Origin of the sequence: Paenibacillus intestini (genome assembly GCF_030803945.1) — a bacterium.
GTDB classification, from domain to species: domain Bacteria; phylum Bacillota; class Bacilli; order Paenibacillales; family Paenibacillaceae; genus Paenibacillus; species Paenibacillus polysaccharolyticus.
Window position 1 is genome coordinate 755543 of the sequence record NZ_JAURUN010000001.1, and the last position, 24828, is coordinate 780370.

Below are 24828 nucleotides of genomic sequence, written 5' to 3' on the forward strand. Positions count from 1 at the left end.
AAAAGAAAACCGCTGATCTTCATTGATCAGCGGCTTCATCCCTTGATCTTATACTGCTCCGAGGGTGAATTGATTTATTGAATATAAGTTATTCACTCGAACGACATTAGGATTCAAGTTTATTTTATTTAAATGAAACGGTATATATTTGTCCTTTTTGCGTTGGCAGACTAACTTGATCGTCTTTCTCCTGAACGGTTTGTACAACCGTATCCCCTTGATATACTTTCAAGCCAGGCTCAACCTGCAAATAACATGTATTGCCCGTATGTGAGAGGACTTCTGCTTCAACTAGCTTACCGTTCTCCCAACTTAGGCTAACCTCAAACCCGCCTCTTGCTCTCAAACCTTTAACCGAACCTGTAGACCAGCGTTCAGGCAATGCTGGCAGGAAATCCAGATACCCCTGATGAGATTGCAGCAGCATCTCGGCAATACCTGCGGTTGCAGCAAAGTTTCCATCGATCTGGAATGGCGGATGAGCATCAAACAAGTTCGCGTATACGCCGCCAGTCTCATGTTTGCTTGGCTCATAGGCTTTAACGAGTGTTAACAAATTAGAGATGAGCTGTTCAGCGCGATTCCCTTCTCCAAAGCGAGCCCATAAACCGATTTTCCAGCCAAGACTCCAGCCTGTACCACCGTCACCCCGAATTTCAAGTGAAGTGCGTGCAGCCTGCATCAGTTCAGGAGATTTTTTCTTTGTAATCAGTCGTCCCGGGAACACACCAACCAAGTGAGATACGTGGCGGTGCTGCGGATCTTCTTCTGTGAAATCCTCGCTCCATTCCTGAAGGCGCCCTTTTGCGTCGATCTGCAAAGGCAGCAGTTGTTCTCTCTTCGCTCGTAGGAGTTCCACGAATTCCGCATCTGTTTGCAACACTTCAGCTGCTTGAATACAGTTTTCGAACAGCTCGGCAATGAGGGAAAGGTCCATTGTAGTTGCCTCACTGACAGCTGTATGTTCTCCGTTAATGACAAATTTCATCTCTGGTGACGTTGATGGTGATGTGATCAAATGTCCTTCTTTATTCTCAATGAGCCAGTCCAGACAGAACAAGGCGGCATCCTTCATCAGTGGATAACCGGTCTCCTGCAAAAACTCTTTATCCTCTGAGAACGCATAATGCTCCCACAGATGCTGCGTCAGCCATACGCCGCCCATCATCCACAAAGCCCATGACGGATCACCTGCACCATAATCCCCTACAGGGGCTGTTTGTCCCCAAATATCCGTATTGTGATGGGCTACCCATCCACGAGCGCCATAGTTTACTTCAGCTGTTTTTCGTCCGTTTTCCGCAAGTTTTCCAATAAAATCAAGTAATGGTTCATGCAGTTCAGCCATGTTACACGTCTCTGCCGGCCAATAGTTCATCTCTGCATTAATATTCAATGTGTAGTTGCTACTCCAGGGCGCACGTGTTTCCTGATTCCAGATTCCCTGAAGATTGGCTGGTAACGTTCCCGGTCTGGAGCTGGCGATCATCAAATAACGGCCATAGTTGAACAACAACTCGACCAGACCCGGGTCACTGCTTCCGTATTTCTCGATGCGCTCATCTGTAGGCATGTCCTGCGGAGCAACACTTTCACCTAAGTGTAATTGCACACGATTAAACAGCGCTTGATGATCCTGTACATGACGTTGACGCAATTCTGTATAATCACGAGTCATAATCTGCTTAATAACGTCCGCAGTCTTCTCTTGCGGGGAGGTTACGCTGTCCCCTTTTTGACCTGTAGGAGCATAACTTGTAGCCCCTGCAAAGTAAATGACCGCTTCCGTTGCACCCACGATTTGCAGTCCGCCACCGCTTGAATGCAGTGTACCTCCAGTTTGAGATACCGCAAGTCGGCCATGGAAAGTCATCGCACGACTAGTTGCTACATCTCCGTAACGGACAGGAATTTCAACATCGTGATAGTTCGGTGACACATACTCAGGAGCCGTTCCAGATAGTTCATATTGAGCGTTCGCAGCAGAAGTTTCATGTCTCAGCGGACTGCTCAGCCTAGTATGAAAGTTAAGTCTTCCTTCTTTGCTTGCGGTTAAACGAATGACAATACCCTGATCGGGATGGGAAGCAAATACCTCCCTGTCATATCGTACTCCACCAATTTCATAGGAAACGCTTACAACACCTGTAGATAAATCCAGCTTGCGCTGATAAGTTTTTCGTTCACATAATTGTCCGTGTTCCATCACAAGTTCCAGATCACCAAATGGCAGGTACGATTGTGTAAAAGGCCCCATCATTTTTTTGCTAAGTTGATCCGCTTCTACGTACTGTTTACGGGCGATCAATTCCCTGATTTGAGGCAATACTTCACGAGCCTCCGGGTTATTCCAATCCTGTGCATAGCCTGACCATAACGTGTCTTCGTTCAATGCAATGCGTTCTTTTTCGATACCGCCAAAGACCATTCCGCCCAACTTGCCGTTACCGATAGGCAGTGCTTCAACCCAATAGGTGGCTGGAGTGCCAAACTGAATATTCATGCTGATCGTTACCTCCGAATGCACTTGATTTTTGGACAAACTCTAATTTTACTTGCTCAGGAATCATTATAACTTTCAATACAAAGGGAAGATATATATTTAATAAAAATGATGTGGAAAAGCTTAAACCAGTGACAAATAAACCTTAAAATTCCATTTGGTAAGAGGAGATTTTCCGTGATCTCAACACGGTATCTATTGTGAAGTACTTGTATATTTGTGATAAGCAAAAAGCGGCACCTGGTCTGGCGCAGCTCTTTAAATAAAGTATGGAAATTGTAAGTACTTCCTTTATTGTTAGATTTGATTTGATTTATTTTAATTGAACGCTCTTCATATAAGCTTTGAATTCTGCTGCAATCTCTTTGTACTTTGTATGATGCAAATAATGCGAGCCTTCCATGGGGATCATTTTACCCTGATCGGATTGTTTGATCTGCTCCTCATGTAGCGGTATCCAATTGGGATTCGCAGTATTATTGGACTGAACGAAAAGCAACATCGGTAAATCGCGAGGATAGGTCAGTTTCTCTGCATTTTTGAAGTTAGAACCCAGATTTTTCAACTCATTCATTAAGGTTGAATTACTCGATACCTGATTAGAGATCAAGTTCATCTGCTCTATGGTATGCTCATCATAGTCCATAGATTTGTAAGGATCTGCACTCACATTTTTGAGGAATCGCATCAGCCCTGAGGTTTGAAGGAACTGCATCGATTTCAGAGGTAGTTTAACATCCATGCCAGGCTGATTAGGAACACTGCTGTCTATACCGATAAATGCGATCACTTCACCCGGATAATCTTTTACATAAGATGCGCTGTACAGTCCCGCAATAGAGTGCCCCATAAGAATATAACGGCCAAGACCTAGTTGCTCCACAGCTTCATGTATTTCTCTAACGATATTTTCAGAGGTACGTTCTTTGTCTGTACGATCACTTAATCCATAGCCAAATGGTTCAATCGTTACCACTTTATAATCTGACGTTAACTGATCAATTAATAGTTTGAAATCTAACACCGGAGATGGGGTTCCTTGTCCCGGAAGCAGCACGATGGTCTGTTCTCCGTGACCTTGAATGGAGACATTCATGTTTTTGCCATCCACTTGCACATACTGCCCATACGATTCTATCTTTTTCTTTTCCATTCCATTGCTAATCACATGGATCACAAATACGATGCCCATGAATAATACAAGCGCTGCGAAGATTCCCCCGAATATTTTTAAGAACAACTTGCGTTTCTTGCCACGTTTCTTCTCTGTCTGCTTTATTTCTACGATTTCTTCCATTCTCATCTTCTCCTGTCCCTTAGTCTGTGTAACTGTCTTGGTGACTTATTTACAGTATAGTGAGACAAGATGTTGCCAGCGTGACGCCAAGATGAACGGAATATGAACTGGCATATATAAGTTGAATTACTTTACACAGTCCACTCCGATGACAGAATAACCTTCCAATCGCTGTTATCACCAGATTTTTTTGGATTCCCTTTTCCAAAGGGAAAAATCCGGTGATAAAGGCGAGCGCTCCGCTTTTCCAGGTTTTTTCTGTCCTCTCCGTTAACGTGTAAATAATCATTCATTTTATATTGCTTTATTAACAGTATCTAAAAAAAGAGAGTTGCTTATATACAAGCAACTCTCTTTGCCGTGGTTCTAAATATTCCTAGTGGTCGAGGAATACAAGTTGAATGAAGAATAGAATCGCAAAAATATAAAAAATCGGATGAACATCTTTACCTTTGCCACGAAGTAGCTTGAGCACAGGATAGAAAATGAAACCAATCCCTATACCTGTTGCAATACTGTGCGTCAGCGGCATCAGAATAATGATCAGGAACGCCGGGAAGGCCTCTTCCAGATCACTCCAGTTCATTTTGCTAATGACACTGATCATAAAGAAACCTACAATGATGAGCGCCGGGGATGTGATCGCCGGGATGCTCGAAATGACACTTACGATTGGACTAAAGAACAAAGTCGCGGCGAGCAATACACTTACTGTTACCGCAGTCAGTCCCGTTCTCCCTCCTGCGGCTACACCCGTACTGGACTCAATATAAGCCGAGGTTGGGCTTGTTCCAAGCATAGCACCCGTCGTTGTACCAACAGCATCAGCGAGCAATGCACCACGAGAGCGCGGGAATTTGCCATCTTTCAGTAATCCAGCTTGTTCCGCGACACCAAGCATCGTTCCTGTAGTATCGAACAAAGTAATCAACAAAAACGTGAAAATGATCGTGTATATTCCATTCGAGAAAACACCGGCTAAATCCATCTGGAACGCAGTTTCCCCCAGTCCTGAAGGCATCGCTACAATGGATGCAGGCATTTGGAACAGTCCCATGAACCAGGCGATGATCGCTGTAATAACCATACCTATAAATAGATATCCTTTGACATTGTAAGCCATCAACGTAACGGTGATGATTAGACCAATAATCGTCAGGTACGTCATCGGTTGCGCCAGATTTCCGAGTGTAATCAGATTAGATTTAGAATCGGCAATAATACCTGCGTTTTGCAGTCCAACCGTTGTAATGAACAATCCAATTCCTGCCGTTATCGCATGTTTGAGACTTGCCGGAATGGCATCCAGCAACATGTAGCGAAACGAAGTCAGCGATAAAATAATAAACAAAATACCCGCAATGAATACAGCACCAAGTGCTGTCTGCCAAGTTACGCCATACCCCTTAACTACACTAAACGCGAAAAACGCATTTAGTCCCATACCCGGTGCGATAATAATCGGATAATTGGACCACAGTCCCATAATCAGCGTTGCTACAATACTCGCCAAAATCGTAGCAATGAATACCCCGTTAAAGCTCATTCCTGTGTCGCTCAGAATTCCGGGATTAACAATCACTATGTATACCATCGTGAAAAATGTAGTAATACCAGCAATAATTTCGGTTGAAACGGTGGTGCCTCTTTCTTTCAGTTTGAACCAGTTGTCCATCGTCAAGCCAGCCTCCAACTTTCATTTTGTTTTCTTAGATTCTGCAGCACAGTTAAAAACAAAAAATCCTAATTGCCTATAGGATTGGAATTCTTACGCTCCTATATTCGTCATTAGGATCTGAACAGCTCCGAATGTGAAGATCAAAAAAAGAATTTTGTTTTTAATCTGAGGTGCATTTCGAATTTTATTAAAAATAACACAGGATGTCAATGGAATTCGAGCTTTGTTCACATTATTTACGAACTATTCAAGTTGATAAATGAGATTTCATTCGCTTTTAGTGTTTAGACTGATCTAAGCTTGTATGTTAGTTAATTTTGTATATTTTACAATCAGCGTACAATTGTGATGGTTTTTATTTACAAATGAATGATAATCTTCTTAAGGATGAACAAATGAACAAAGCTTCATGCATTCATGTTAAAGAGATATCGAGGAGGAATCGTTGTGAAATTGTCTAAAAAAGCATTGCCTGCATTAGCTCTGACGTTGGCTGTATCAGCTTCTACTCTTCTTTCCCCTGGACAAGCAACTATCGCTAAAGCTGCCGGTGCAAGTACTGAGAAAAAACCAATCAAAAATATCATTTTCCTTATTGGAGATGGTATGGGAACATCGTATACATCCGCTTATCGTTATATGAAAGATAATCCTAAGACGAAAGTGATGGGAAAAACGGTGTTTGATCCGTATCTGGTAGGCGCTCAAATGACCTATCCCGACGATGACAAACAAAATGTTACGGATTCCGCTTCTGCCGCAACCGCAATGTCGTCAGGTGTGAAAACATATAACGCAGCCATTGCAGTGGACACAAATCAAAAGAATGTCAAAACCGTGTTGGAGCAAGCCAAACAGATCGGTAAATCCACAGGTTTGGTCGCGACTTCTGAGATTACCCATGCTACTCCAGCGGCATTTGGAGCTCATGATATCAGCCGCAAAAACATGGATGCTATTGCAAATGACTACTACGACGAGTTGATTAACGGCAAACACAAAGTGGATGTACTGCTCGGCGGAGGGAAAACCAATTTTGTACGTAAAGACCGTGATCTTACGAAAGAGTTTCAAAAAGCAGGTTATAGTTATGTGACGGATCGTACATCCCTGCTCGCGAATAAAAACAAACAAGTACTTGGGTTGTTTGCAGACGGTGGTCTGGACAAGTTCATTGATCGCACAAGCGCGACACCTTCACTCGCTGAGATGACGAATTCGGCTATTGATCGTCTTAAAACAAACAAAAAAGGATTTTTCTTGATGGTTGAAGGCAGTCAGATTGACTGGGCAGGACACGATAATGATATTGTTGGCGCAATGAGTGAGATGGAAGATTTCGCTAAAGCCTTTAAGGCAGCGATTGATTTTGCGAAAAAAGACGGACAAACACTGGTTGTAGCTACAGCGGACCACTCCACAGGAGGACTTACCCTGGGTAAAGATGGAGAATACAACTTCTTTGTAGACCCAATCAAAGCTGCACTGCGTACTCCTGACTTCATGGCTGCTCAAATTGCCAAAGGGGCTTCTGTTGATGAAACTTTGAAAAAATATCTCAAACTTGAGCTGACAGCAGAGGAAATTCAATCCGTTAAAGATGCTGCTCAAAGTGCGGATGTGACCAAAATTGATAATGCGATCGAAGCTATTATTGATAACCGCTCTTTCACAGGTTGGACAACAGGTGGGCACACAGGTGAAGATGTTCCGGTGTATGCCTATGGCCCAGGAAGTCAGCGCTTCTCTGGCTTAATTGATAACACTGATAATGCCAAAATCATTTTTGATATTTTGAAAAAGGGCAAGTAAACGATTTTGCACTCTGTCTTGATATCCAATGGTTAGCTGTATAAGTACTTTTCTAAATTGCCCCCTCTCTTCTTTCGAAAGAAATGAAGTGAGGGGGTTGTTGTATTAGCATTAATTTTATTCCCTGTTATATGAGAATAAGAGGTGAATTGCAGTTATACTCTGGCAAATTGTTGCATTATCGCCGTCGCCGCAAAGGTGCAGCCCCCAGCTTCTTTCAAAGATTTGCCGATGAGATGTGCCTGCTCTTTATAGATGGGATTGTGAAGTGCTTCCATAATCGCCTCCTGTAATTGGATTGCGTTCAGGTGATGCTGATCTAATACAATCCCGGCTCCAAGCTCTTTTACGCGACCGGCTACAAATGGTTGATCTGAGGTCATGGGAATCATAACAAGTGGAACATCGAAATATAATGCCTCGCTTACACTATTCATGCCTGCGTGAGTAACAAAAACGTCTGCATGCTGCAATATTTCAATCTGAGCAACATAAGGCTTCACGATAAAGTTTTCGGGAATCATTTCTTCGATGGATGTAATATCGGTGTATTTCCCCGAAGATAAAACAACATTTACTGCTTGATCTTTTAATGCATCAAAGCACAGTTTGTAAAACTCCAGGTTTTTATTCAGTATGGTTCCCATGGAAATGTATACTGTCTTCGTATGCCGTTCACGAAGAAGATGAAATGGGAATTCGGGAGCATCTTCCCGCGGAATAATCGATGAACCCGTGAATAGAAAACGATCTTGCAATTCTTCTGCCCGTGGCTGAAAATAACGGCTGGTGTAAACAATATTTAATTGAGCGTTATGTGCCATCATCTCCTCCACAGCAGGCAGGCTGACCTTATACGTTGTTGCTATTTCTTTTGCCTTGTTCATAATCGCTTCATATAATTCTCGTGTATTGATATCCTCTCCGTCATCTAAGCTTGCTGGCTCAACGGAAGCAAAAGAAGCTATCGTACATACGGATGGAATCCCTAATTTCTCAGCGAGAATTTGGCCTCCCCACCCCATCAGTGAATCATAGATGAGATAGTCAAACGTTTCATGCTCAATTAAACGAAGCACCTCAGGAATCATTCTGGGAATGATTCCGCAAGTAACCATGTGTAGGAATTGGTAGGGATGCCGATACGCCAAAGGCTTAAGTGTAGGTTCATGTGAGAACGCATCCTCCGCAAAAGGATAGGTCATGACCTTAGCTCCCGTTTGCTCAATCCGAGAACGATATTCCTCTACACAGACATAAACAACATCTTCCCCAAGTTTGACTAGCTCCGTAATTAACCCAAGGGATGGGTTCACATGGCCTTCAGCCGGAGTAATAACAACCAATACACGCGCCATAGTGCGCACCTCCTGAATGTAATATGTGCCTCCGATCCGTATCTGGTCTGACCGGTTGTTTGTTTACATCGGAAGTGTATCTATTTTTTGTCCAGCGGGATGATCTGTTTGGGACGTATGGGCTGTAATTCGCAACGATGAGAAAAAGCTCAGTATAACCAATAGAAGTTGAAGCGTCAGCACCATCAGAATGCCTGTGGATATGCCCCATCCCGTCGTTTTGGCTAAAGCAACCAATGAACCGCTTACACCAATGCTTACAGCCACATAAAAAGAATCGACAAACTGAAGGTTGGCAGACATTTTTCCTTCCTGTCCAAGCTCAGCATACTGTAAAGAAAGGACTGCGGTAGTCGGGTTAGCCAGACCCACACCAAAACCAATAATAATCTGTGAGAGGAGAATGAGCGCAATCCCGGTATCCGTCAAAAATAAAGCCAGCATGACGAGCATAACTCCGACGATCATAATGCCAATTCCATACATCACTCTCCGCTTCCGCCCATCACCTCGGTCTTTTACATCCAATCTGGCTTGCAACCAAGCCGCTCCAGACCAGCTTAATGAGCCTGCTGCGACAAGTAATCCGGCAGTTTCTGCCGATAACCCCTTCATCTCAGTCAAACCCAGAATAACAAAACTCTCGGTTGCAAAGTAACAAGACACATACAATCCTCTTGTTACCAAGGTTGCCGGTAAACCGGATTGGATTAGAAATGTTCCTTGAGGCAATAATTTGTGCATGAACGGTATCATGATTATGAATCCACTAATCGAAAGAGCTATGCCCTGCCAGCTCGTAATCATGCCAAGACCTGTCAGTAACAATCCCGTTCCAATAGCTAATAAAATGGCCTGGCCTGTTCTTGAGTCAACCGCTCGTGCTTCTTCTATAATGTGCTGATTGCGCTGCAGATCACGAAACGAGCGATATGTAAGCAGAAGAGCAAGTACAATCAAAGGGATAACGATCCAGAAAACAAACCGCCAAGACAGATAAGAAGCAAGAAGTCCAGCAAAATAAGGGCCTATTAATGAAGGAAGAACAAATGCCATCGAAAAAGCTGCCAAAATCTGAGTTCGGAGATTTTCCGGGTAGTATAATGTTACACACACATAGACACATGTAATTAAAGCGCCAGCTCCAAATCCTTGAAAAACTCTTCCTCCAATGAGCATGTACATGTTCATGGATGTCGCAGCAATCATTGTCCCCATTACAAAAATAACAAAAGATATAAGAATGGAAGTGAATACACCTCGCCTGTCCACTTGCTGGCCCATCACCAGTGTTCCTACAAGCTGAGATAACAAAAACGCGCTAAAAATCCACCCATATAGATGAATTCCCTGCATGTCTTGAGCTATTTTGGCAGCAATAGTTGTGATCGCTAGCCCTTCGAATGCCGAAGTAGTTAATACCAACATAATACCAATGGTCATTGCGCTGTAACGTCGATGAAAGATGCCGATTGGTTTCTCGTGTGTCACGGACACCTCCATAAATATTGAAATATTAGTAAAATACACCTGCAGATGTATCTTTAATATAGGATAAGCAAACCACTTTGTAAACAAAAATGTTTATTAAGTGGTCTTCTTCGTTGATCATGCTAATCCGAAGGCCAGTCCACAGGCGCCCTCTCTGTTCAGCGCTCTCGCCATTTGCTCCTTCATAAGAAACGTATGCTCTGCATTGACTTCCAACAAAGTGCTCATACTACGTATCGAATATATTTAAGGAGAGATTCGAGATGGATCTGCAGAGCGGCAAATTGTATTGGCCAACCACGGTAACAAATCCTCCTTCTTACCCGAAGCTTGAGGAAAATATTACTTGTGATGTTCTCATCATCGGTGCGGGCAGTTCGGGTGCACAGTGTGCTCATTTTCTTTGTAATCAAGGATTATCAGTCGTTGTCGTGGACAAGCGAAAGGTTGGAGAAGGCAGCACAAGCACCAACACTGCGTTGATTCAATATGCGGGGGAAAAGAGTTTTGTATCTTTGAAGAATACATTCGGTGAAGAAGCAGCCGCCCGTCATCTGAAATTGTGTGAACAATCGATCAATCATATTGAGCATATCAGTAGCGAGCTCCCGATTAAGCCTGATTTTATAAGACGTGATAGCTTGTATTACGCGAGTTACCTGGAAGATATCCCGGCATTGCAAGAAGAATATGAACTTCTCAAAAAGCACGGTTTCAACGTGGATTTTTGGGATGAGCAGCGTATATCAAGCGTATATCCTTTCTCTAAATCAGCTGCGATTTATTATCATGATGATGCCGAGATGAACCCGTTAAAATTCGTTTATGGACTGCTTGAGAAAGCAAAATCAGAAGGTGTACGGATCTACGAGGAAACCGAGATTTCAGGTAAACGTTTTGAGAACGATTCGGCTGTTTTCTATACCAAAGAACGCCACGAGATTCGTGCGAAACATGTGATTATTGCGGCTGGATATGAAGATAAAGACTTTAAAGCAGAAAAAAATGCCACGCTCTCCAGCTCTTACGCTGTTATTACCAAGCCGGTTTCTGATTTAGAAAACTGGTACAAACGCACGTTAATTTGGGAAACGGCACGTCCGTATGTTTATATGCGCACAACGACGGATAACCGTATTATTATCGGCGGCATGGATAAGGATACGGCCTACGTGGAAACCAGGGATTCTAAAATTTTGGCAAGTAAGGATAAACTGATCCAAGAATTTAATAAGCTTTTTCCAAATATTCAGGTTGAATCAGATTATTATTTAGGTGCTTTTTACGGGGGAACACATGACGGCTTGCCGGTAATCGGACAATATGACTCATATCCGCATTGTTACGTCATTATGGCTTATGGCGACAATGGAACCGTGTATAACGGTGTGTTGGCGAAAATTGTAACGGACAATATCGTGCATGGCTCTAGCCCGGATATGGATCTTTATTTGCAGAACAGACCCCTTGTTGAAAAAATGACTCTCTAACGCTAAAAGCCGATTCCACATCTACATCTGGAATCGGCTTTTAAGTATACCTTACAAAACCTTAATCGACCTCTATAGTTACAGGGTAATAATGATTGGCCCTTTTTTGGACAGAATGATCGTATGTTCAATCTGAGCTACATGACTGTTTTTGGTAGCAAACGTCCATCCATCCCCTTTTTGATACACTTCTTCTTCAGATGTAGAAATAAAGGGTTCAAACGCGATGACCATGCCTTCTTTCAGCAACTCATCATCTGACGTGTCATTATAATTATAGATATGATCCGGCGCTTCGTGAATGGCACGGCCAACCCCATGTCCTGTCAGGTTACGAATAACAGTTAACCCATTCTGCCGGGCAGTTAGAAAAACAGCTTTGCCAATACCGCTCTTTTTAGAGCCAGGATTCGCTTTTTTCAGACCTGCTTCAAAAGCGAGTTTGGCTACCTCACAGATTTTCGTTAACACTTCTTCTCCCTGGCCGACAACAAAGGAGATACCTGTATCCGCGAAATATTCGTTTTTGGAGCCGGAAACATCGATGTTGACGATATCGCCTTCTTGGATTACCCGATCCCCTGGAATCCCGTGAGCGACTTCTTCATTGACACTAATACACGTAAAACCAGGAAAGTCATATTCACTTTTGGGTGCGGAAATGGCGCCCTCTTTCTCAAACAGCTCTCCAGCTAAATCATCCAGTTCTTTGGTCGTTACACCCGGAACCGTCCGCTCAACCAACGTATCGCGGATGGAAGCAACGATCCTTCCAATTTCTTTTAAACCATTAAAATCCTCTTCCGTTTTTGCAATCATATGCGCTTACCTCACGTTCCTTCTTCTTTGTAAACAGAAAGTTTCATCTCATTGCAACATAAATTGCTACAGTTTGCAACATTTTTAGGATTCGATGTACTCGCACAAAGAAAAAACTCAACTATTTGACATCTATGTCTTTGATTACGTGCTGGCCTTTACCTCTCTTACGTGTACAAAAAAGAGGTGAACCGAAGTTCACCCCAGGTATATAGCGTTAATAATCATGTTACGTTACACGAAGGATTTCGCTCTCGCTAATTTAATTTAACGGACTAAGCTAAAACCATTATTGCTGTTTATACACCCGAACATAATCCACCTGCATGGTTGCAGGAATATCTGAAGCATCCGGAATGCGGCCACCATCGAAATTACCGCCGATCGCCAAGTTCATGATTAAATAGAAAGGTTCATCAAATGGAGCATTAGGGTTGTTCGGTGCAGCTGCAGACGACCATTGCTGGTTGGTAACTTTATAGAAGAATTTGCCGTCCACGTACCATTTGATGTTGTCCGGTTCCCAAACTACAGAATATACGTGATAATCGTTAGCAATAGTTTGTCCTGCGGGGAAGTGATACTCTCCACCTGCATACTGATTGGCAGGCCATTGCCCGCCAAAGTGAATCGTCCCACTGGTTGTTCCAGGCAGACGGCCTCTTGCCTCCATCACGTCAATTTCACCTGATGCAGCCCATGTGCCATATACCGAATCTTGCGGTAGCATCCAGAGTGCAGGCCATACGCCATCTCCTGTAGGCAGCTTGGCACGGAAATCGACACGCCCGTACTTCAAGGATAACTTGTCTTTGGTATTCACCTTACCGGAAGCATATTTAGCAAAACGATTCGGGTCTTGAGGGAATGATTGGTTACTATGTGTTGCACGGATATTTAATTTTCCATCCTGAACAAAAATATTTTGCGGACTGGTAGTGTAGTGCTGGAGCTCCGCATTGCCCCACCCCCAGGTTCCCGGATCATCATTGAGATAATACCCTGTTTCTATATTCCATTTGCTTGTATCCAGCGCAGAACCACTGAACTCATCCTGCCAAATCAGATTCATGCCTTCAATCGCCGGATTGTTCGGTGTACCGATGGAGATGTCTTCTTGGTCCGAACCATCGGGACGTGGAGCATCCGGGTTGCCAATGAGTGTATAGTTCACATAGTTGCTACCCACGTTTCCACCGGGTTGTCCGTTAAGCGGATAGCCGATTCGAATTTGCATATTTTCCTGAATAGGTCGGAACCATAGACCATAGATATGATCGGCCCAGTATCCCCACTGATTGGCATCGGAAATCGGATTGTAGCCATTGCCGGAATACGTAAATTTACTTTGACCACTATTACTTAAGTCTACCCATTGACCATTGATATTGATTTGGTATACAAAATTTTGTAATTCTTTCGCAATAGGTGTGCTCCCGCCAATCTTGGGCAGCGGAATACCTATGGAACCGCTTTCATCTGCTGTGAAAGTTGTCCCTTCATAGGCAGTAACTACGAATGAATTACGCACAGGTTCATTGAATGTAATGGTGTAAATAATATTGGCTGTCGATGTTTTGGACTGCAGCTTGACATGAATAGACTCGGTTACGTTAAACCAATATCCTCCCCCACCCTCGGTGAATTGGCCGAAGTTCTGATCGTAAATCCAGCCGCTGGCTGCGTTATTGTCAATATCAATCCACGTGTTGCTCTGCACCGGTTTCACATACACCTTGAGATCCTGAGCGACGGCTTCATAGGTGACTGATGGATTATTGTTAAAGGTGGGATACGTAAAGCCGGCGCCTCCGGTGCTGCTGGCAATGATGTCAGGCCCCTGTGTAGGGCTCATTGCTGTGATCGTTGTTTCGTTAATGTTTTGAAAGACCAGTCGATAGTCAAGCTTTATTCCGTTCGCTTTGGAATACAATTGAACATCGGTGGTTGAGGAGAGAGTGAACCAATATCCATGAAAGCCGGCGTCAGTCCAGTGTCCCCAGTTTTGGTTGTACGTAAAGCCTTCCGCCTGATCAATATCCACCCACTCGCTTCCTACCTTGACATTAACACCTAAATCCCCGTTCACTTCGCTCCATGCAGCAGAACCCCCATTAAACTTAGGCATCACGAACCCGAAACTGGCCTTGCCAACCCCGGATTTGGATATGACAGGTCCGTCAGCAGATGAAAAGTACTCCATGGACGTAATCGTCTTCCCGGCAGCCCTAGCCGTTGAGCCGGGCCCAAGTATAACACTGGCCAGCATGATGAATACGAGCATCACACCCATCCTTCTGTACACCAATTGCCTCTCCCTGCAAGCAGCCGATTTCATTCATTCTCCTCCTTCAAACCATTTTTCCAATCTGTTATCAATAAGGAAAAAGATTACAGATCAGATAACTCTATTCTACCGAAAAGAAGAATGTGCTGAAAGATATATTTATAATTTGTTTTAGCCTGTCAATTCATTGTACAAATGAAAAGAGATGATTCCTTTTTCTTTGTAAACAGAAAGGTTCATCTCATTGCAACATAAATTGCTACACTTTGCGACATTTTGCGTTGAAAAAGCAACCAGAAGCCTTAATCTATAAGACAAATCTTTTGATTAATGAAAAAAGCACTGTTGTCTAAAAGACGAAACAGTGCTTTTCATTACCATATGCTGTTTGGGACTTATATGTTTTGCCCGTGACTTGCAATACATTCCTTGTACCAGTAAAACGAATCCTTCCGCACCCTTTTCAGAGAACCTTTTCCCTCATCGTCTTTGTCCACATAGATCAAGCCATATCTCTTCTTCATCTCTCCGGTGCCCGCACTGACCAGATCAATGCATCCCCATGGTGTGTACCCGATCACTTCGACTCCGTCTTCCAAAATGGCTTTTTTCATTTCACTTACATGTTGTCTCAAGTAATCAATTCGATACGGATCATGTACTGATCCATCCGCTTCCAACACATCGATGGCACCCAGTCCATTCTCCACTATAAACAAGGGGATCTGATACTTATCGTACAGCCAGTTTAATGTAATCCGAAGACCTACCGGATCAATCTGCCATCCCCATTCGCTGGCTGGCAAGAGAGGATTTTTATAACCGCTGATTTCATTGCCTTCGCTCTTGTCCTGATCCGTTGGATTAGCCATCACGACTGAACTGGAGTAATAACTGAATCCGATATAATCTACGGTTCCTTCTTTCAGGAACAATTCATCCTCCGGAGCAGTGTCGATTTCCAATTGATGTTTCTTCAAGAAACGAAAATATGACCGCGGATATTCTCCTCTGACATGTACATCAAGAAAAAAATATGCTTGCTGAAGTTTCTTGACATGGGCGAGCACATCATTAGGGTCGCAAGTCGCTGCATAGGACGTTGGATGAAGAAACATGCCGCCAATGATAAAGTCCGGGTTAATCTTTTTACCAAGTTTAATTGCCTTGGCACTGGCAACCAGCATATAATGTGCAGCCTGATACATGGTCTGAAGTTTGTTTTCTCCTTCAACCCACTGAATTCCGCCTGGCTTCCAGGGCTTGCGTACAATCATATTGATTTCATTAAACGTCATCCAGTACTTGACCTTTGTCCGAAATCTCGTGTAGATTACTTCGCAATAGTTTAGATAGAAGTCAATCAGCTTTCGATTACGCCATCCCCCATATTCCGTCACCAGATGATAGGGCATTTCAAAATGGGATATGGTGACAACCGGCTCAATTCCATATGCCAAACAGGTATCAAACAAGTCATCATAGAACTGCAGGCCTTCTTCATTCGGCTGCGTCTCATCCCCGTTTGGAAATATTCTTGTCCAAGCAATACTGGTTCGAAAGCATTTAAAACCCATCTCATGAAACAATTGAATGTCTTCCTTGTATCTCGTATAAAAATCACTAGCCTCGTGACTAGGGTAATATACATTTTCCTCTATACCTTCTGTAATCCTCCGCTCAACTCCATGCGCGGCTGCTGACATTACGTCAGCGACACTTATGCCTTTGCCGCCTTTGTTCCAGCCGCCTTCAACTTGATTGGCAGCGACAGCGCCTCCCCATAGGAAATGTTCAGATAATTTGTTCATGGTCTCATCACCTCTAAGCATGAATGCGCAGCAATGCCTCATTTTGGACAATTCGATCTGTAGCGACCTGCTCTACACTCTGATATTCAAACGTATTTGAAATAATAATCGGAACCACGGTATCAAATCCTTCTGCACGAATAGCTTTATGGTCATATTCAATTAACAAATCACCTTGTTTAATAATCTGATCCTGTTGCACATGAGCAGTAAAATGTTTACCTTTCAACTTGACCGTATTAATGCCCACGTGAACAAGCATCTCTACACCTTCGTTCGACAGCAGTCCAATGGCATGTTTAGTCGGGAACAACGAGACGACCTTTCCGTCAAATGGCGCGTATACTTTGCCATCGATGGATTCGACTGCCGCGCCGCTACCTAAAGCAAAGATAGGATCGTCAATCTCTTTTATGTTCTTAACTGTGCCGTTAATAGGAGATCCGATGATTAACGTTCCTGAAGGCCGAATTACACGATCAATTCCTTTATTTGCAGATGTGGATGCTGACGATTCAGAAGTTGCCGCTGTTGGACTAGCCGTTCCAGCACTCACCATTCCATTACTAGCGTTAACTGTTGCTGGAGCTGGAATGTCCTCTTCAATCCCCCAGATTAAAACGGCAATCAAAGCAAGCGTTATACTTATGACAACACCAATGATAATGTGAATGTAGCTATCGGCAATATACGTTGGCAACGCAAGAATTCCGGGTAGAATCAAGGCTGTCGCTCCGCCGCCCCAGAAATTGATATAAGCTGCTCCAATCCCTCCGGCAAGCATTGCACATATAAATGGTCGCTTGTATTTCAGATTGAATCCGAAAATAGCCGGTTCCGTAATTCCAAACATGGCTGTTACACCACTGGACAAAGCACTCGATTTACTCGCTTTATGTTTTAGCAGGAGGAATACACCAAGACATGCTCCAGCCTGAGCCAGATTGCCTGTCAGGTTGGCAGGTGAAATGACCGAGTAACCATATTCTGCAATAAGCTGGCTGTTAATCGGTGTAATCGCGTAATGCATGCCAAATATGATCAAAAGCGGCCTGAATGTTCCGAACAAAAAGGCACCAATCACACCATTAACGGTATAGAGATACGTTACAATTTGAGCAACCCCGCTACCGAAATAGGTTCCGATCGGCCCGAATACAATCAATCCAAGTGGAACCATGATAAATAACACAATCATCGGTACAAACAGGATTTTAAACATATCGGGTATACGCTTATTTACAAAGCGATGTACGTAGCTCATAACCCATACGGAAATAATAATCGGAATAATCGTTGACTTATAGTTCACGAGCAACAACGGAAGTCCGAAAAAGCTTAAGCTGGTGACGCCGGTTTCTGCTACTTTTGCAGCTCCTTCCATGATCGTCGGATACATGTAAGCGCCGGCAAGAGCGACAGCTAAATACTCGTTTGTTTTAAACTTCTTAGCTGCACTGACTGCTAGAAAGAAGGGGAAAAAATAGAAAATTAGATCGCTGATCAGGTTAAAGGTTTGATATGCGCCGCTTGTTGTTTCGAGAAGATTCATTGTCGTCAGGATCGCAAGCACAGACTTGACCATACCGCATCCAATTAACACAGGAATGACGGGCCCGAATATACCTGCAACCGTTTCTACGACTCGGGATAATACATTCTTTTTTTGCTGCACTGCTTTTACTTCGATGTCCTGATTATCCAAGTCAAGCTTTTCACTGACTGCGTCAAAAACGCTTTTTACTTTTGCTCCAATAATGATCTGCAGCTGACCGCTGTTAAACTGAGCTCGCAGGACACCTTCCAGTCGATCAAGCGCTTTCAAGTTAACTTGAGTCTCGTCTTTGACGTTGAATCTCAGTCTGGTTGCACAATGCGTGGCATACGTAATATTATCCTGTCCAATGTTGGCGATGATTTCCTTAGCCAATTCCTCTGTTTTCATATAATTCCCCCGCCCTCTTAGCTGTCTTTACTTGCCTCCGGCAAAGTTGTATAACATCTTTTCACGCAAGTCAGATGTATCTTTGCCGAAAATCTCTGCAATTTTGTATGCAAACGGATAAGGCGTTGCAGGCCCTTGGCTTGTAACCAGGTTTTGGTCTGCTACGACAACTTCATCCTTGAAGATGCCACCAATCAATTTTTCTGCATACCCCACATAACCTGTTACCTGCTTCCCCTGAATGACCTTGGCATCGGACAGAACTACCGTGCCGGAACACATCGCGCCAATGTACTTGTCGTTATCATTGAAGTATTGCACTATATGAATGACATCGGGATTCTCCTTCAGATTTTGCCCACCTGGACGGCCTCCCGGCAGAACGATCATGTCATATTGCTTTACCTCTTCGCCAAATGCTTTATCTGCTTTAACAAAGATTCCGTGCATTCCCTTCACCAGCGGGTCTCCAAAGTAAAAAGTGTCACAAGTCAAACCTGCTCTTCTCAAAATATCAACAATCGTCAGTGTTTCACCCTCTTCATAACCTTCCGCCATCAATACGGCTACCTTTTTTGTCATTGTAGTTCCTCCTATTCAGCATCAAATGCATTGAAATATACCATACGATTCTTTACAGCCATACTATCTCCACCTAAAGCATCCACCAACGCATAAGCAAAAGCGTAAGACGTTGCAGGGCCACGACTTGTTATCAGGTTTCCATCTTGAACCACAATGTCTTCTTTAAACGTACCGCTCGTTTGAATCTTCTGATCATAACCTACATAGGCAGTAAATTTTTTGTTTTCCAAAACACCCGCTTTAGCCAGTGCAAGTGGAGCCGCACACATAGCCGCTACATATTTGCCAGATTGGTTCATTTCCTGAATTAGCTGGATCACACGTTCATCATCACGAAGATTGGCAGCTCCTGGCATGCCCCCAGGAAGTACGATCATATCGTAATTTGCAACATCGTTACTGATGAGAGCATCTGCTTTCACTTCGATATCGTGACTGCCGCGCACCATTTCTCCTGCTGTACTAATCATGTGACAATCGATATGGGCTCTTCTTAAAATATCAACAATCGTCAGCGTTTCACTTTCTTCAAATCCTTCTGCTAAAAGAACTGCAACTTTACTCACGCACATAACCTCCTATTTATTTTATTCAGTGCAAGCAATTGCTTATTGCTCACGCTTACAACGCTATAGGTGCCGCGATACATTCATAATTTAACATACATATCCGCAACCCTAAAGCACATTTAGACTGCTTGTATGTAACTATTAGTTGCAGTATGATGATCCTAACCTTGTTGGTATATGTCATCCGTTAATCAAAGTCACAGAGAGGAAACACAGGAGGTCAGTATGCTGAATAACTATAAATACTTTTTGGTTCTATCCGAGGAGTTAAACATTTCCAATGCAGCTAAACGGCTATACATTTCCCATCAGTCCCTAAGCAAATATCTGAAAAGCCTGGAAGAAAAACACGGGGTTGCGTTTTTTGAACGAAAACCCAAAATTGCTCTGACACCTGCAGGGAGAATTATGCAAAACACGCTTCGCCAAATTGAATTGCTGGATCAAAATATGGAGAACCAACTCACCGATCTGAAAGAGGATAAGTCAGGCACTATTCATTTTGGCATTACCGAAGGGCGTTATCCGATTATCGTACCGAAGCTATTAAAAGAATTTCGCACTTTACACCCTAAGGTTCAGCTTGAAATTCATCGTACAACTTCCCCGCAAATGCAGGAGATGGTGTTAAACAATTCACTGGATCTCTTTCTCTCGGGTGTAGATAATATCGTGACACAAAATGTAAAGTATGAAACGATTCTGCATGAACAAATGTACATGGTGATTTCAGACAATCTGCTTAAGCTTTATTTCCCGGATCAGTATCCCGAGTGTATCGAAACCTTTAATCAAGGTGCGGATCTGAGTCTGTTTCAACATGTTCCATTTGTGCTTAACAAGAAAAACTTCAATTCTCGTATTTTACTCGATAAACATCTAGCTGAACGTAATATTTCCTTATATTGCATTAACGAATTAACTCAACCAGACATTCATCACCTTCTATGTGCGGAGGATTATGCTGCCAGTTTTTCGTTAACGATGTACCTTTCAGGAATACAGGCGTTGAATGAGTCCGGGCATACCAACTCTCCGCTTCATGTATTTCCGATCGCTGATTTTGCCCATCTCCACCCACTCGCATTGATTTATCACAGAAACAAAATCTTTCCTTCATACGTTGAGGATCTGAAAAGAATAATCAAGCATTATTGCAACCCTTCAGTGCATCAAATCGAGTAGCGGATGAAGCGATATTGCCCTTCAAGCCATCTTGTGCATACAAAAGTTGAGTGATTGCAGTTAACTTGTGCTGGAGTTCATCAGCGTGCCAACTATATATTTTTGTTATGTAAACTTCTCATACATTCGTGGATGGAAGTCAAAATAACGAGGTGAATTGTTGTGAAAACGATGATTGTTGAACTGGCCGATTATGTAACTCGCCTTCAATATGAGGATCTCTCCGAGAGGGCGATTGAGGTCGGTAAACAAGTGATACTGGACTCTTACGGTAATATGATATTTGGTCGATACTCGGAAGCAAGTGAACGCATCCTGAAATATGCGACTCTTGCAGACTCGGTTATTAAAAATGAAGAATTGGTTTCACTACTTGGTGAACGGAATGTTCGCACGAGTACAGACCATGCAGTCTTTATCCATACGATGATGGCGCGCTGTGCAGATCTTGATGATGGGTATCGTCATGCGATGGGTCATCCCGGTTCTGTGCTGGTTCCACTTCTACTAAGTATGGCCCAATTACACCGAAACGATGGGAAACAGATGATTACAGCTATTGTTTCAGCATATGACGTATATGCGAGGTTAGGTGAAGCTATTAATCCATTTATGTATCGGGAAAGAGGTTTTGATGCTACCGGGGTGTGCGGAGCTGTTGCAGCTGCGGCTTTGGTATGCAAATTAACCAATGCGGATACCAAGCAGACCAAAGATGCCATGGGGATTGCATCTCTTTTCACAGGAGGTTTGATTGAATACCAGAATGATGGAACATCGGGGAAAATTTTGTGCAGTGGCTGGGCCGCATTGACCGGATTAAGAGCCGTGAGACTGGCATCCTGTGGATTTACGGGGCCTGATGCAGCATTAGAAGGAAGATATGGATTTTTTCAGGCCTTCAAAGGTACAAGCGGGCATTGTGATACAAGTGATGTATTAAATGGGCTGGGAATCGATTTTAAAGTAACGAGTATTTATTTTAAACGCCATGCCTGTCAGCGCGGTTTACACGCTACACTTGACGCCATGCTGGAACTTCGTGAAGATTATCATTTAACGCCTTCGGAGATTAAGTCTGTTGAGGTGAAAACATCTTCCTTTGTATACCGACTAACGAATCCAAAACCCAAGACAGCCATCGGAGCACAGGCCAGCACGCAATTCACTTCAGCCGTGGCTCTTAAATATGGCCGTATGGATTCGGAGGAATTAATATTCGATAGCTTCACTGATCCGGAAGTACATGAACTGGTTGAAAAAATTACGGTAACCCTGGATGATGACGTACAGCAATATCTGGCTGAACATCCGACCCACTTTTGCGCTGCTCATGTTGTTATAACAACTTATGATTCTCATGTGCATGAACGTTGGATGCCCGTACCTTTAGGAGATATTGAAACACCATTTGGCTGGAACATGCTTGAACAGAAATTTAATCGCTTGCTTGCGGGCACACCTTTTGATCACACCCACAAAGAACGATTTGAGATGATTCAATATATGGAGAACCTGGCCGATGTCGATAAGCTGCTTTGTTTATAAACGATTTGATTAACGAATACTTGAATAGGATCTTAACCCGAACAAAATAGTACAAGAAAAGGGGCTGTCCCATAAGTCATAATTATGGCTGGGACAGCCCCTGCTCTATTCAAGTTATAGTCCATTGTTCGCAATCAAATTTTGGTACCAGAAGAAACTTTCCTTCCGTCTTCGCTCCAGGGTGCCGTTTCCGTCATTATCTTGGTCGACATGGATTAAACCGTAGCGTTTTTCCATTTCGGAAGAGGAATAGCTGATCAGATCGATGATTCCCCAGACGGTATACCCCATGATTTCAACACCATCCAGCAGAGCCTCATGCATTTGTTCGATATGGGAACGCAGGTATTCAATGCGATAAGGATCGCTGATTGTACCGTTTTCTTCAATCGTATCGTAAGCACCAATGCCATTCTCTACGATAAACAGAGGTACCTGATAACGGCTGTACAGATTGTTAAGCGCGAGTCTCAACCCAATCGGATCGATCTGCCATCCCCAATCACTGACAGGAAGGTAAGGGTTCTTCACGCCGCCCATCGTATTGCCACTAACCGTTTCCAGGCCTTCGCTATCTGCACTTGCAACAAAGGAGTTATAGTAACTGAATGATATGAAGTCAGCCGTAAACTTTTTTAGCAACTCACTGTCGCCTTCAGTTTTTTCAATAATGATTCCCTGCTCTCTAAAATATCTCTCGATGTAACCTGGGTAAGCGCCACGCACCTGCACATCGGTAAAAAACAGATTAAATTGATTGTTCTTGTGTGCTGCCAGTACATCCAGCGGATTACATGTGTGAGGATAGTGCAACAGGCTTGTCAGCATGCATCCAATTTGAGCATCAGGAATAATCTCATGACATAGCTTAACCGCATACGCACTTGCAATAAATTGATGATGCAACGATTGGTAGACCGCCTGCTCAACATTCTCGAAACGATCCGGAACAATGCCACCGTTGGTAAACGGATGACGAACTATACCATCAATTTCATTAAAAGTGATCCAATATTTTACTTTATCTTTATAACGGTTGAATACTGTTGTGCTGAAGCTTACAAAGAAATCAACAACCTCTCTGGATGTCCATCCACCGTAATGATCGACCAGATACATCGGCATCTCATAGTGAGACAAGGTAACCAGAGGTTCGATGCCATTTTTAATCATCTCATCAAAAAGGCGATCGTAGAACAGCAAACCTTCCTCGTTTGCATTTGTTTCATTTCCATTTGGGAAAATTCGAGTCCACGCAATGGACGTACGTAATGTTTTGATGCCCATCTCACCCATTAAAGCAAGATCCTCTGGATAACGATGATAGAAATCGATTCCTCTGCGTTTTGGATAATTCACGGTAGATTGATCCTGAAGCGCTCTCGCGAGTTGCTCCGAGCTCACAGCATTTTGTTTTTTATAGTCACCTTTACTTATGTTTTTCTTATTCATAGCCGTATCAGCGGTAGAGATGCCTTTCCCTGCTGCATTCCAGGCTCCCTCAGCCTGATTCGCTGCAATTGCTCCGCCCCATAAAAATCCTTCGGGAAATGTTCTGATGGTCGTCATATCATAATCCTCCTGTTAATGCGCTCTGTCCATCACACGGCTAATGTGAATGATGAGATACAATCTCTCTTCGTTGGACATAAATCGTTCAAATTTCGCGCCAATATAATTATTGATCTTGGAAACACAATTGCTTTCCTCTGGATATTTACTCGAAATTCGTTCTAGCAATTCATCATCCTTGGATTCGAGCATGGTATTCTCCAATAATCGCTGAACAAAAAACTGCAGATGAGTCAAAAAGCGTGAATAATTAATGCTTGATGTATCCAGCTCGATTCCATAATGAATGCGAATAATGTTAAGAATATCTTTAACGGTAGTAGTCATCATCATGACCTGACTCATGTTCTGTTCCGTTTGCTGAGCGTTGACCAGATGGAAGGCGATGTTAGCTGCTTCCTCTTCCGGCAGATCCAATCCAAGCTTATCTTTAATAAACTTTAAAGCCTGCTTCCCAATTAGGAATTCTTGCGGGTAAAACTTCTGCACTTCCCATAACATTCGATTTTGTATCGTAATATTCGATTTGAATCGCTTGGCAGCCATATGGAGGTGGTCTGTTAACGAAAAATAGAGATTTTCACTCAGATCACGCGATAATACTTGTTTCGCATAGGATATGATTTCGTCTGCCAAAATTAAATACTCTTCCGGCGTCTCTCTCATCAGTGCAGTCATATCCGAGGACATTCCTTCATTCTCAACGATATATACTTTTTCAATTTCATTTTCGTTAATCATGTCCCCGGGCCTGCTTCTGAACCCGATTCCTTTGCCCATGGCAATAACCTCTTTATTGTCATTACGCTTGGCCAAAACAATACTTGTATTGAGAACCTTAACTACTCTCATATCCATGCTCCTCTATGTTCAGGGTG

At 43.2% G+C, this 24828-nt stretch carries 17 protein-coding genes; 4 read left to right on the forward strand and 13 right to left on the reverse strand.

The genetic code is table 11. The features are described 5' to 3' along the window. Positions 1-124: 124 nt before the first annotated feature. From J2T16_RS03265 to J2T16_RS03275, 3 genes are all read right to left on the reverse strand, one after another. Positions 125-2503, reverse strand: a complete 2379-nt coding sequence (locus J2T16_RS03265; RefSeq protein ID WP_499017767.1) for a glycoside hydrolase family 95 protein — start codon at positions 2501-2503, stop codon at positions 125-127. A gap of 313 nt (positions 2504-2816) precedes the next feature. Then, positions 2817-3800: an alpha/beta hydrolase gene (locus tag J2T16_RS03270; RefSeq protein WP_499017768.1), complete on the reverse strand. Its 984-nt coding sequence runs from the start codon at positions 3798-3800 to the stop codon at positions 2817-2819. Positions 3801-4176: 376 nt separating this feature from the next. Beyond that, on the reverse strand, positions 4177-5475 hold the full coding sequence (locus tag J2T16_RS03275; RefSeq protein ID WP_154888912.1) for an NCS2 family permease: 1299 nt from the start codon (positions 5473-5475) through the stop codon (positions 4177-4179). Positions 5476-5895: 420 nt separating this feature from the next. On the opposite strand from J2T16_RS03275, the gene J2T16_RS03280 reads away from it, so the two are divergent. Continuing rightward, entirely contained in the window at positions 5896-7290 is a 1395-nt protein-coding gene (locus J2T16_RS03280) for an alkaline phosphatase (protein ID WP_221788048.1), read from the forward strand. Positions 7291-7445: 155 nt separating this feature from the next. Here J2T16_RS03280 and J2T16_RS03285 read toward each other — a convergent pair whose 3' ends face one another. Both J2T16_RS03285 and J2T16_RS03290 read right to left on the reverse strand, forming a co-directional pair. Further along, positions 7446-8648, reverse strand: a complete 1203-nt coding sequence (locus tag J2T16_RS03285) for a macrolide family glycosyltransferase (protein WP_499017769.1) — start codon at positions 8646-8648, stop codon at positions 7446-7448. Positions 8649-8711: 63 nt separating this feature from the next. Further along, complete coding sequence (locus J2T16_RS03290; RefSeq protein WP_373323180.1) at positions 8712-10076, reverse strand: MFS transporter; 1365 nt, start codon at positions 10074-10076, stop codon at positions 8712-8714. Positions 10077-10402: 326 nt separating this feature from the next. Between J2T16_RS03290 and J2T16_RS03295 the strand changes: the two genes are divergently transcribed. Further along, on the forward strand, positions 10403-11629 hold the full coding sequence (locus J2T16_RS03295) for an NAD(P)/FAD-dependent oxidoreductase (protein WP_154959124.1): 1227 nt from the start codon (positions 10403-10405) through the stop codon (positions 11627-11629). A 78-nt stretch (positions 11630-11707) separates the two neighbouring features. Here J2T16_RS03295 and map read toward each other — a convergent pair whose 3' ends face one another. The 6 genes from map to J2T16_RS03325 all read right to left on the reverse strand — a co-directional run bounded on the left by map (position 11708) and on the right by J2T16_RS03325 (position 19642). Continuing rightward, positions 11708-12448, reverse strand: a complete 741-nt coding sequence (gene map, locus J2T16_RS03300; RefSeq protein ID WP_154888921.1) for a type I methionyl aminopeptidase — start codon at positions 12446-12448, stop codon at positions 11708-11710. A gap of 289 nt (positions 12449-12737) precedes the next feature. Continuing rightward, the gene (locus J2T16_RS03305; protein WP_499017896.1) at positions 12738-14741 is read right to left on the reverse strand and encodes a glycoside hydrolase family 16 protein; all 2004 of its coding nucleotides are present in this window, start codon (positions 14739-14741) and stop codon (positions 12738-12740) included. Positions 14742-15130: 389 nt separating this feature from the next. Continuing rightward, positions 15131-16546, reverse strand: coding sequence for a 6-phospho-beta-glucosidase (locus J2T16_RS03310; protein WP_499017770.1), 1416 nt, complete (start codon positions 16544-16546; stop codon positions 15131-15133). 13 nt (positions 16547-16559) lie between these two features. After that, positions 16560-18491 (reverse strand): glucose PTS transporter subunit IIA, encoded by a 1932-nt coding sequence (locus J2T16_RS03315; RefSeq protein WP_499017771.1) that lies wholly within the window; start codon positions 18489-18491, stop codon positions 16560-16562. A 27-nt stretch (positions 18492-18518) separates the two neighbouring features. Further along, the gene (locus J2T16_RS03320; protein ID WP_341180890.1) at positions 18519-19073 is read right to left on the reverse strand and encodes a DJ-1 family glyoxalase III; all 555 of its coding nucleotides are present in this window, start codon (positions 19071-19073) and stop codon (positions 18519-18521) included. Between the two features lie 11 nt (positions 19074-19084). Beyond that, complete coding sequence (locus J2T16_RS03325) at positions 19085-19642, reverse strand: DJ-1 family glyoxalase III (RefSeq protein ID WP_154888932.1); 558 nt, start codon at positions 19640-19642, stop codon at positions 19085-19087. A 228-nt stretch (positions 19643-19870) separates the two neighbouring features. Here J2T16_RS03325 and J2T16_RS03330 point away from each other — a divergent pair, with 228 nt between their 5' ends. After that, a complete protein-coding gene (locus J2T16_RS03330) occupies positions 19871-20830 on the forward strand; it encodes a LysR family transcriptional regulator (protein WP_186809659.1) in 960 nt (319 codons plus the stop codon). A gap of 171 nt (positions 20831-21001) precedes the next feature. Beyond that, a complete protein-coding gene (locus J2T16_RS03335; protein ID WP_464681401.1) occupies positions 21002-22378 on the forward strand; it encodes an MmgE/PrpD family protein in 1377 nt (458 codons plus the stop codon). A gap of 114 nt (positions 22379-22492) precedes the next feature. Here the strand turns inward: J2T16_RS03335 and J2T16_RS03340 are convergent, their stop codons facing one another. Together J2T16_RS03340 and licT are read right to left on the reverse strand one after the other, a co-directional pair. Then, positions 22493-23947: a glycoside hydrolase family 1 protein gene (locus tag J2T16_RS03340; RefSeq protein WP_487344718.1), complete on the reverse strand. Its 1455-nt coding sequence runs from the start codon at positions 23945-23947 to the stop codon at positions 22493-22495. Between the two features lie 15 nt (positions 23948-23962). After that, positions 23963-24802, reverse strand: coding sequence for a BglG family transcription antiterminator LicT (licT, locus tag J2T16_RS03345; protein WP_308721797.1), 840 nt, complete (start codon positions 24800-24802; stop codon positions 23963-23965). Positions 24803-24828: the final 26 nt, after the last annotated feature.

What these genes read in the sequence shown, in the direction of transcription:
- licT (WP_308721797.1), bottom strand. Translation starts at nt 24,802, where the DNA reads ATGAGAGTAGTTAAGGTTCTCAATACAAGTATTGTTTTGGCCAAGCGT.
- J2T16_RS03285 (WP_499017769.1), bottom strand. Translation starts at nt 8,648, where the DNA reads ATGGCGCGTGTATTGGTTGTTATTACTCCGGCTGAAGGCCATGTGAAC.
- J2T16_RS03270 (WP_499017768.1), bottom strand. Translation starts at nt 3,800, where the DNA reads ATGGAAGAAATCGTAGAAATAAAGCAGACAGAGAAGAAACGTGGCAAG.
- J2T16_RS03275 (WP_154888912.1), bottom strand. Translation starts at nt 5,475, where the DNA reads ATGGACAACTGGTTCAAACTGAAAGAAAGAGGCACCACCGTTTCAACC.
- J2T16_RS03265 (WP_499017767.1), bottom strand. Translation starts at nt 2,503, where the DNA reads ATGAATATTCAGTTTGGCACTCCAGCCACCTATTGGGTTGAAGCACTG.
- J2T16_RS03335 (WP_464681401.1), top strand. Translation starts at nt 21,002, where the DNA reads ATGATTGTTGAACTGGCCGATTATGTAACTCGCCTTCAATATGAGGAT.
- J2T16_RS03315 (WP_499017771.1), bottom strand. Translation starts at nt 18,491, where the DNA reads ATGAAAACAGAGGAATTGGCTAAGGAAATCATCGCCAACATTGGACAG.
- map (WP_154888921.1), bottom strand. Translation starts at nt 12,448, where the DNA reads ATGATTGCAAAAACGGAAGAGGATTTTAATGGTTTAAAAGAAATTGGA.
- J2T16_RS03320 (WP_341180890.1), bottom strand. Translation starts at nt 19,073, where the DNA reads ATGACAAAAAAGGTAGCCGTATTGATGGCGGAAGGTTATGAAGAGGGT.
- J2T16_RS03305 (WP_499017896.1), bottom strand. Translation starts at nt 14,741, where the DNA reads ATGGGTGTGATGCTCGTATTCATCATGCTGGCCAGTGTTATACTTGGG.
- J2T16_RS03295 (WP_154959124.1), top strand. Translation starts at nt 10,403, where the DNA reads ATGGATCTGCAGAGCGGCAAATTGTATTGGCCAACCACGGTAACAAAT.
- J2T16_RS03330 (WP_186809659.1), top strand. Translation starts at nt 19,871, where the DNA reads ATGCTGAATAACTATAAATACTTTTTGGTTCTATCCGAGGAGTTAAAC.
- J2T16_RS03340 (WP_487344718.1), bottom strand. Translation starts at nt 23,947, where the DNA reads ATGACGACCATCAGAACATTTCCCGAAGGATTTTTATGGGGCGGAGCA.
- J2T16_RS03290 (WP_373323180.1), bottom strand. Translation starts at nt 10,076, where the DNA reads ATGTTGGTATTAACTACTTCGGCATTCGAAGGGCTAGCGATCACAACT.
- J2T16_RS03310 (WP_499017770.1), bottom strand. Translation starts at nt 16,546, where the DNA reads ATGAACAAATTATCTGAACATTTCCTATGGGGAGGCGCTGTCGCTGCC.
- J2T16_RS03280 (WP_221788048.1), top strand. Translation starts at nt 5,896, where the DNA reads ATGTTAAAGAGATATCGAGGAGGAATCGTTGTGAAATTGTCTAAAAAA.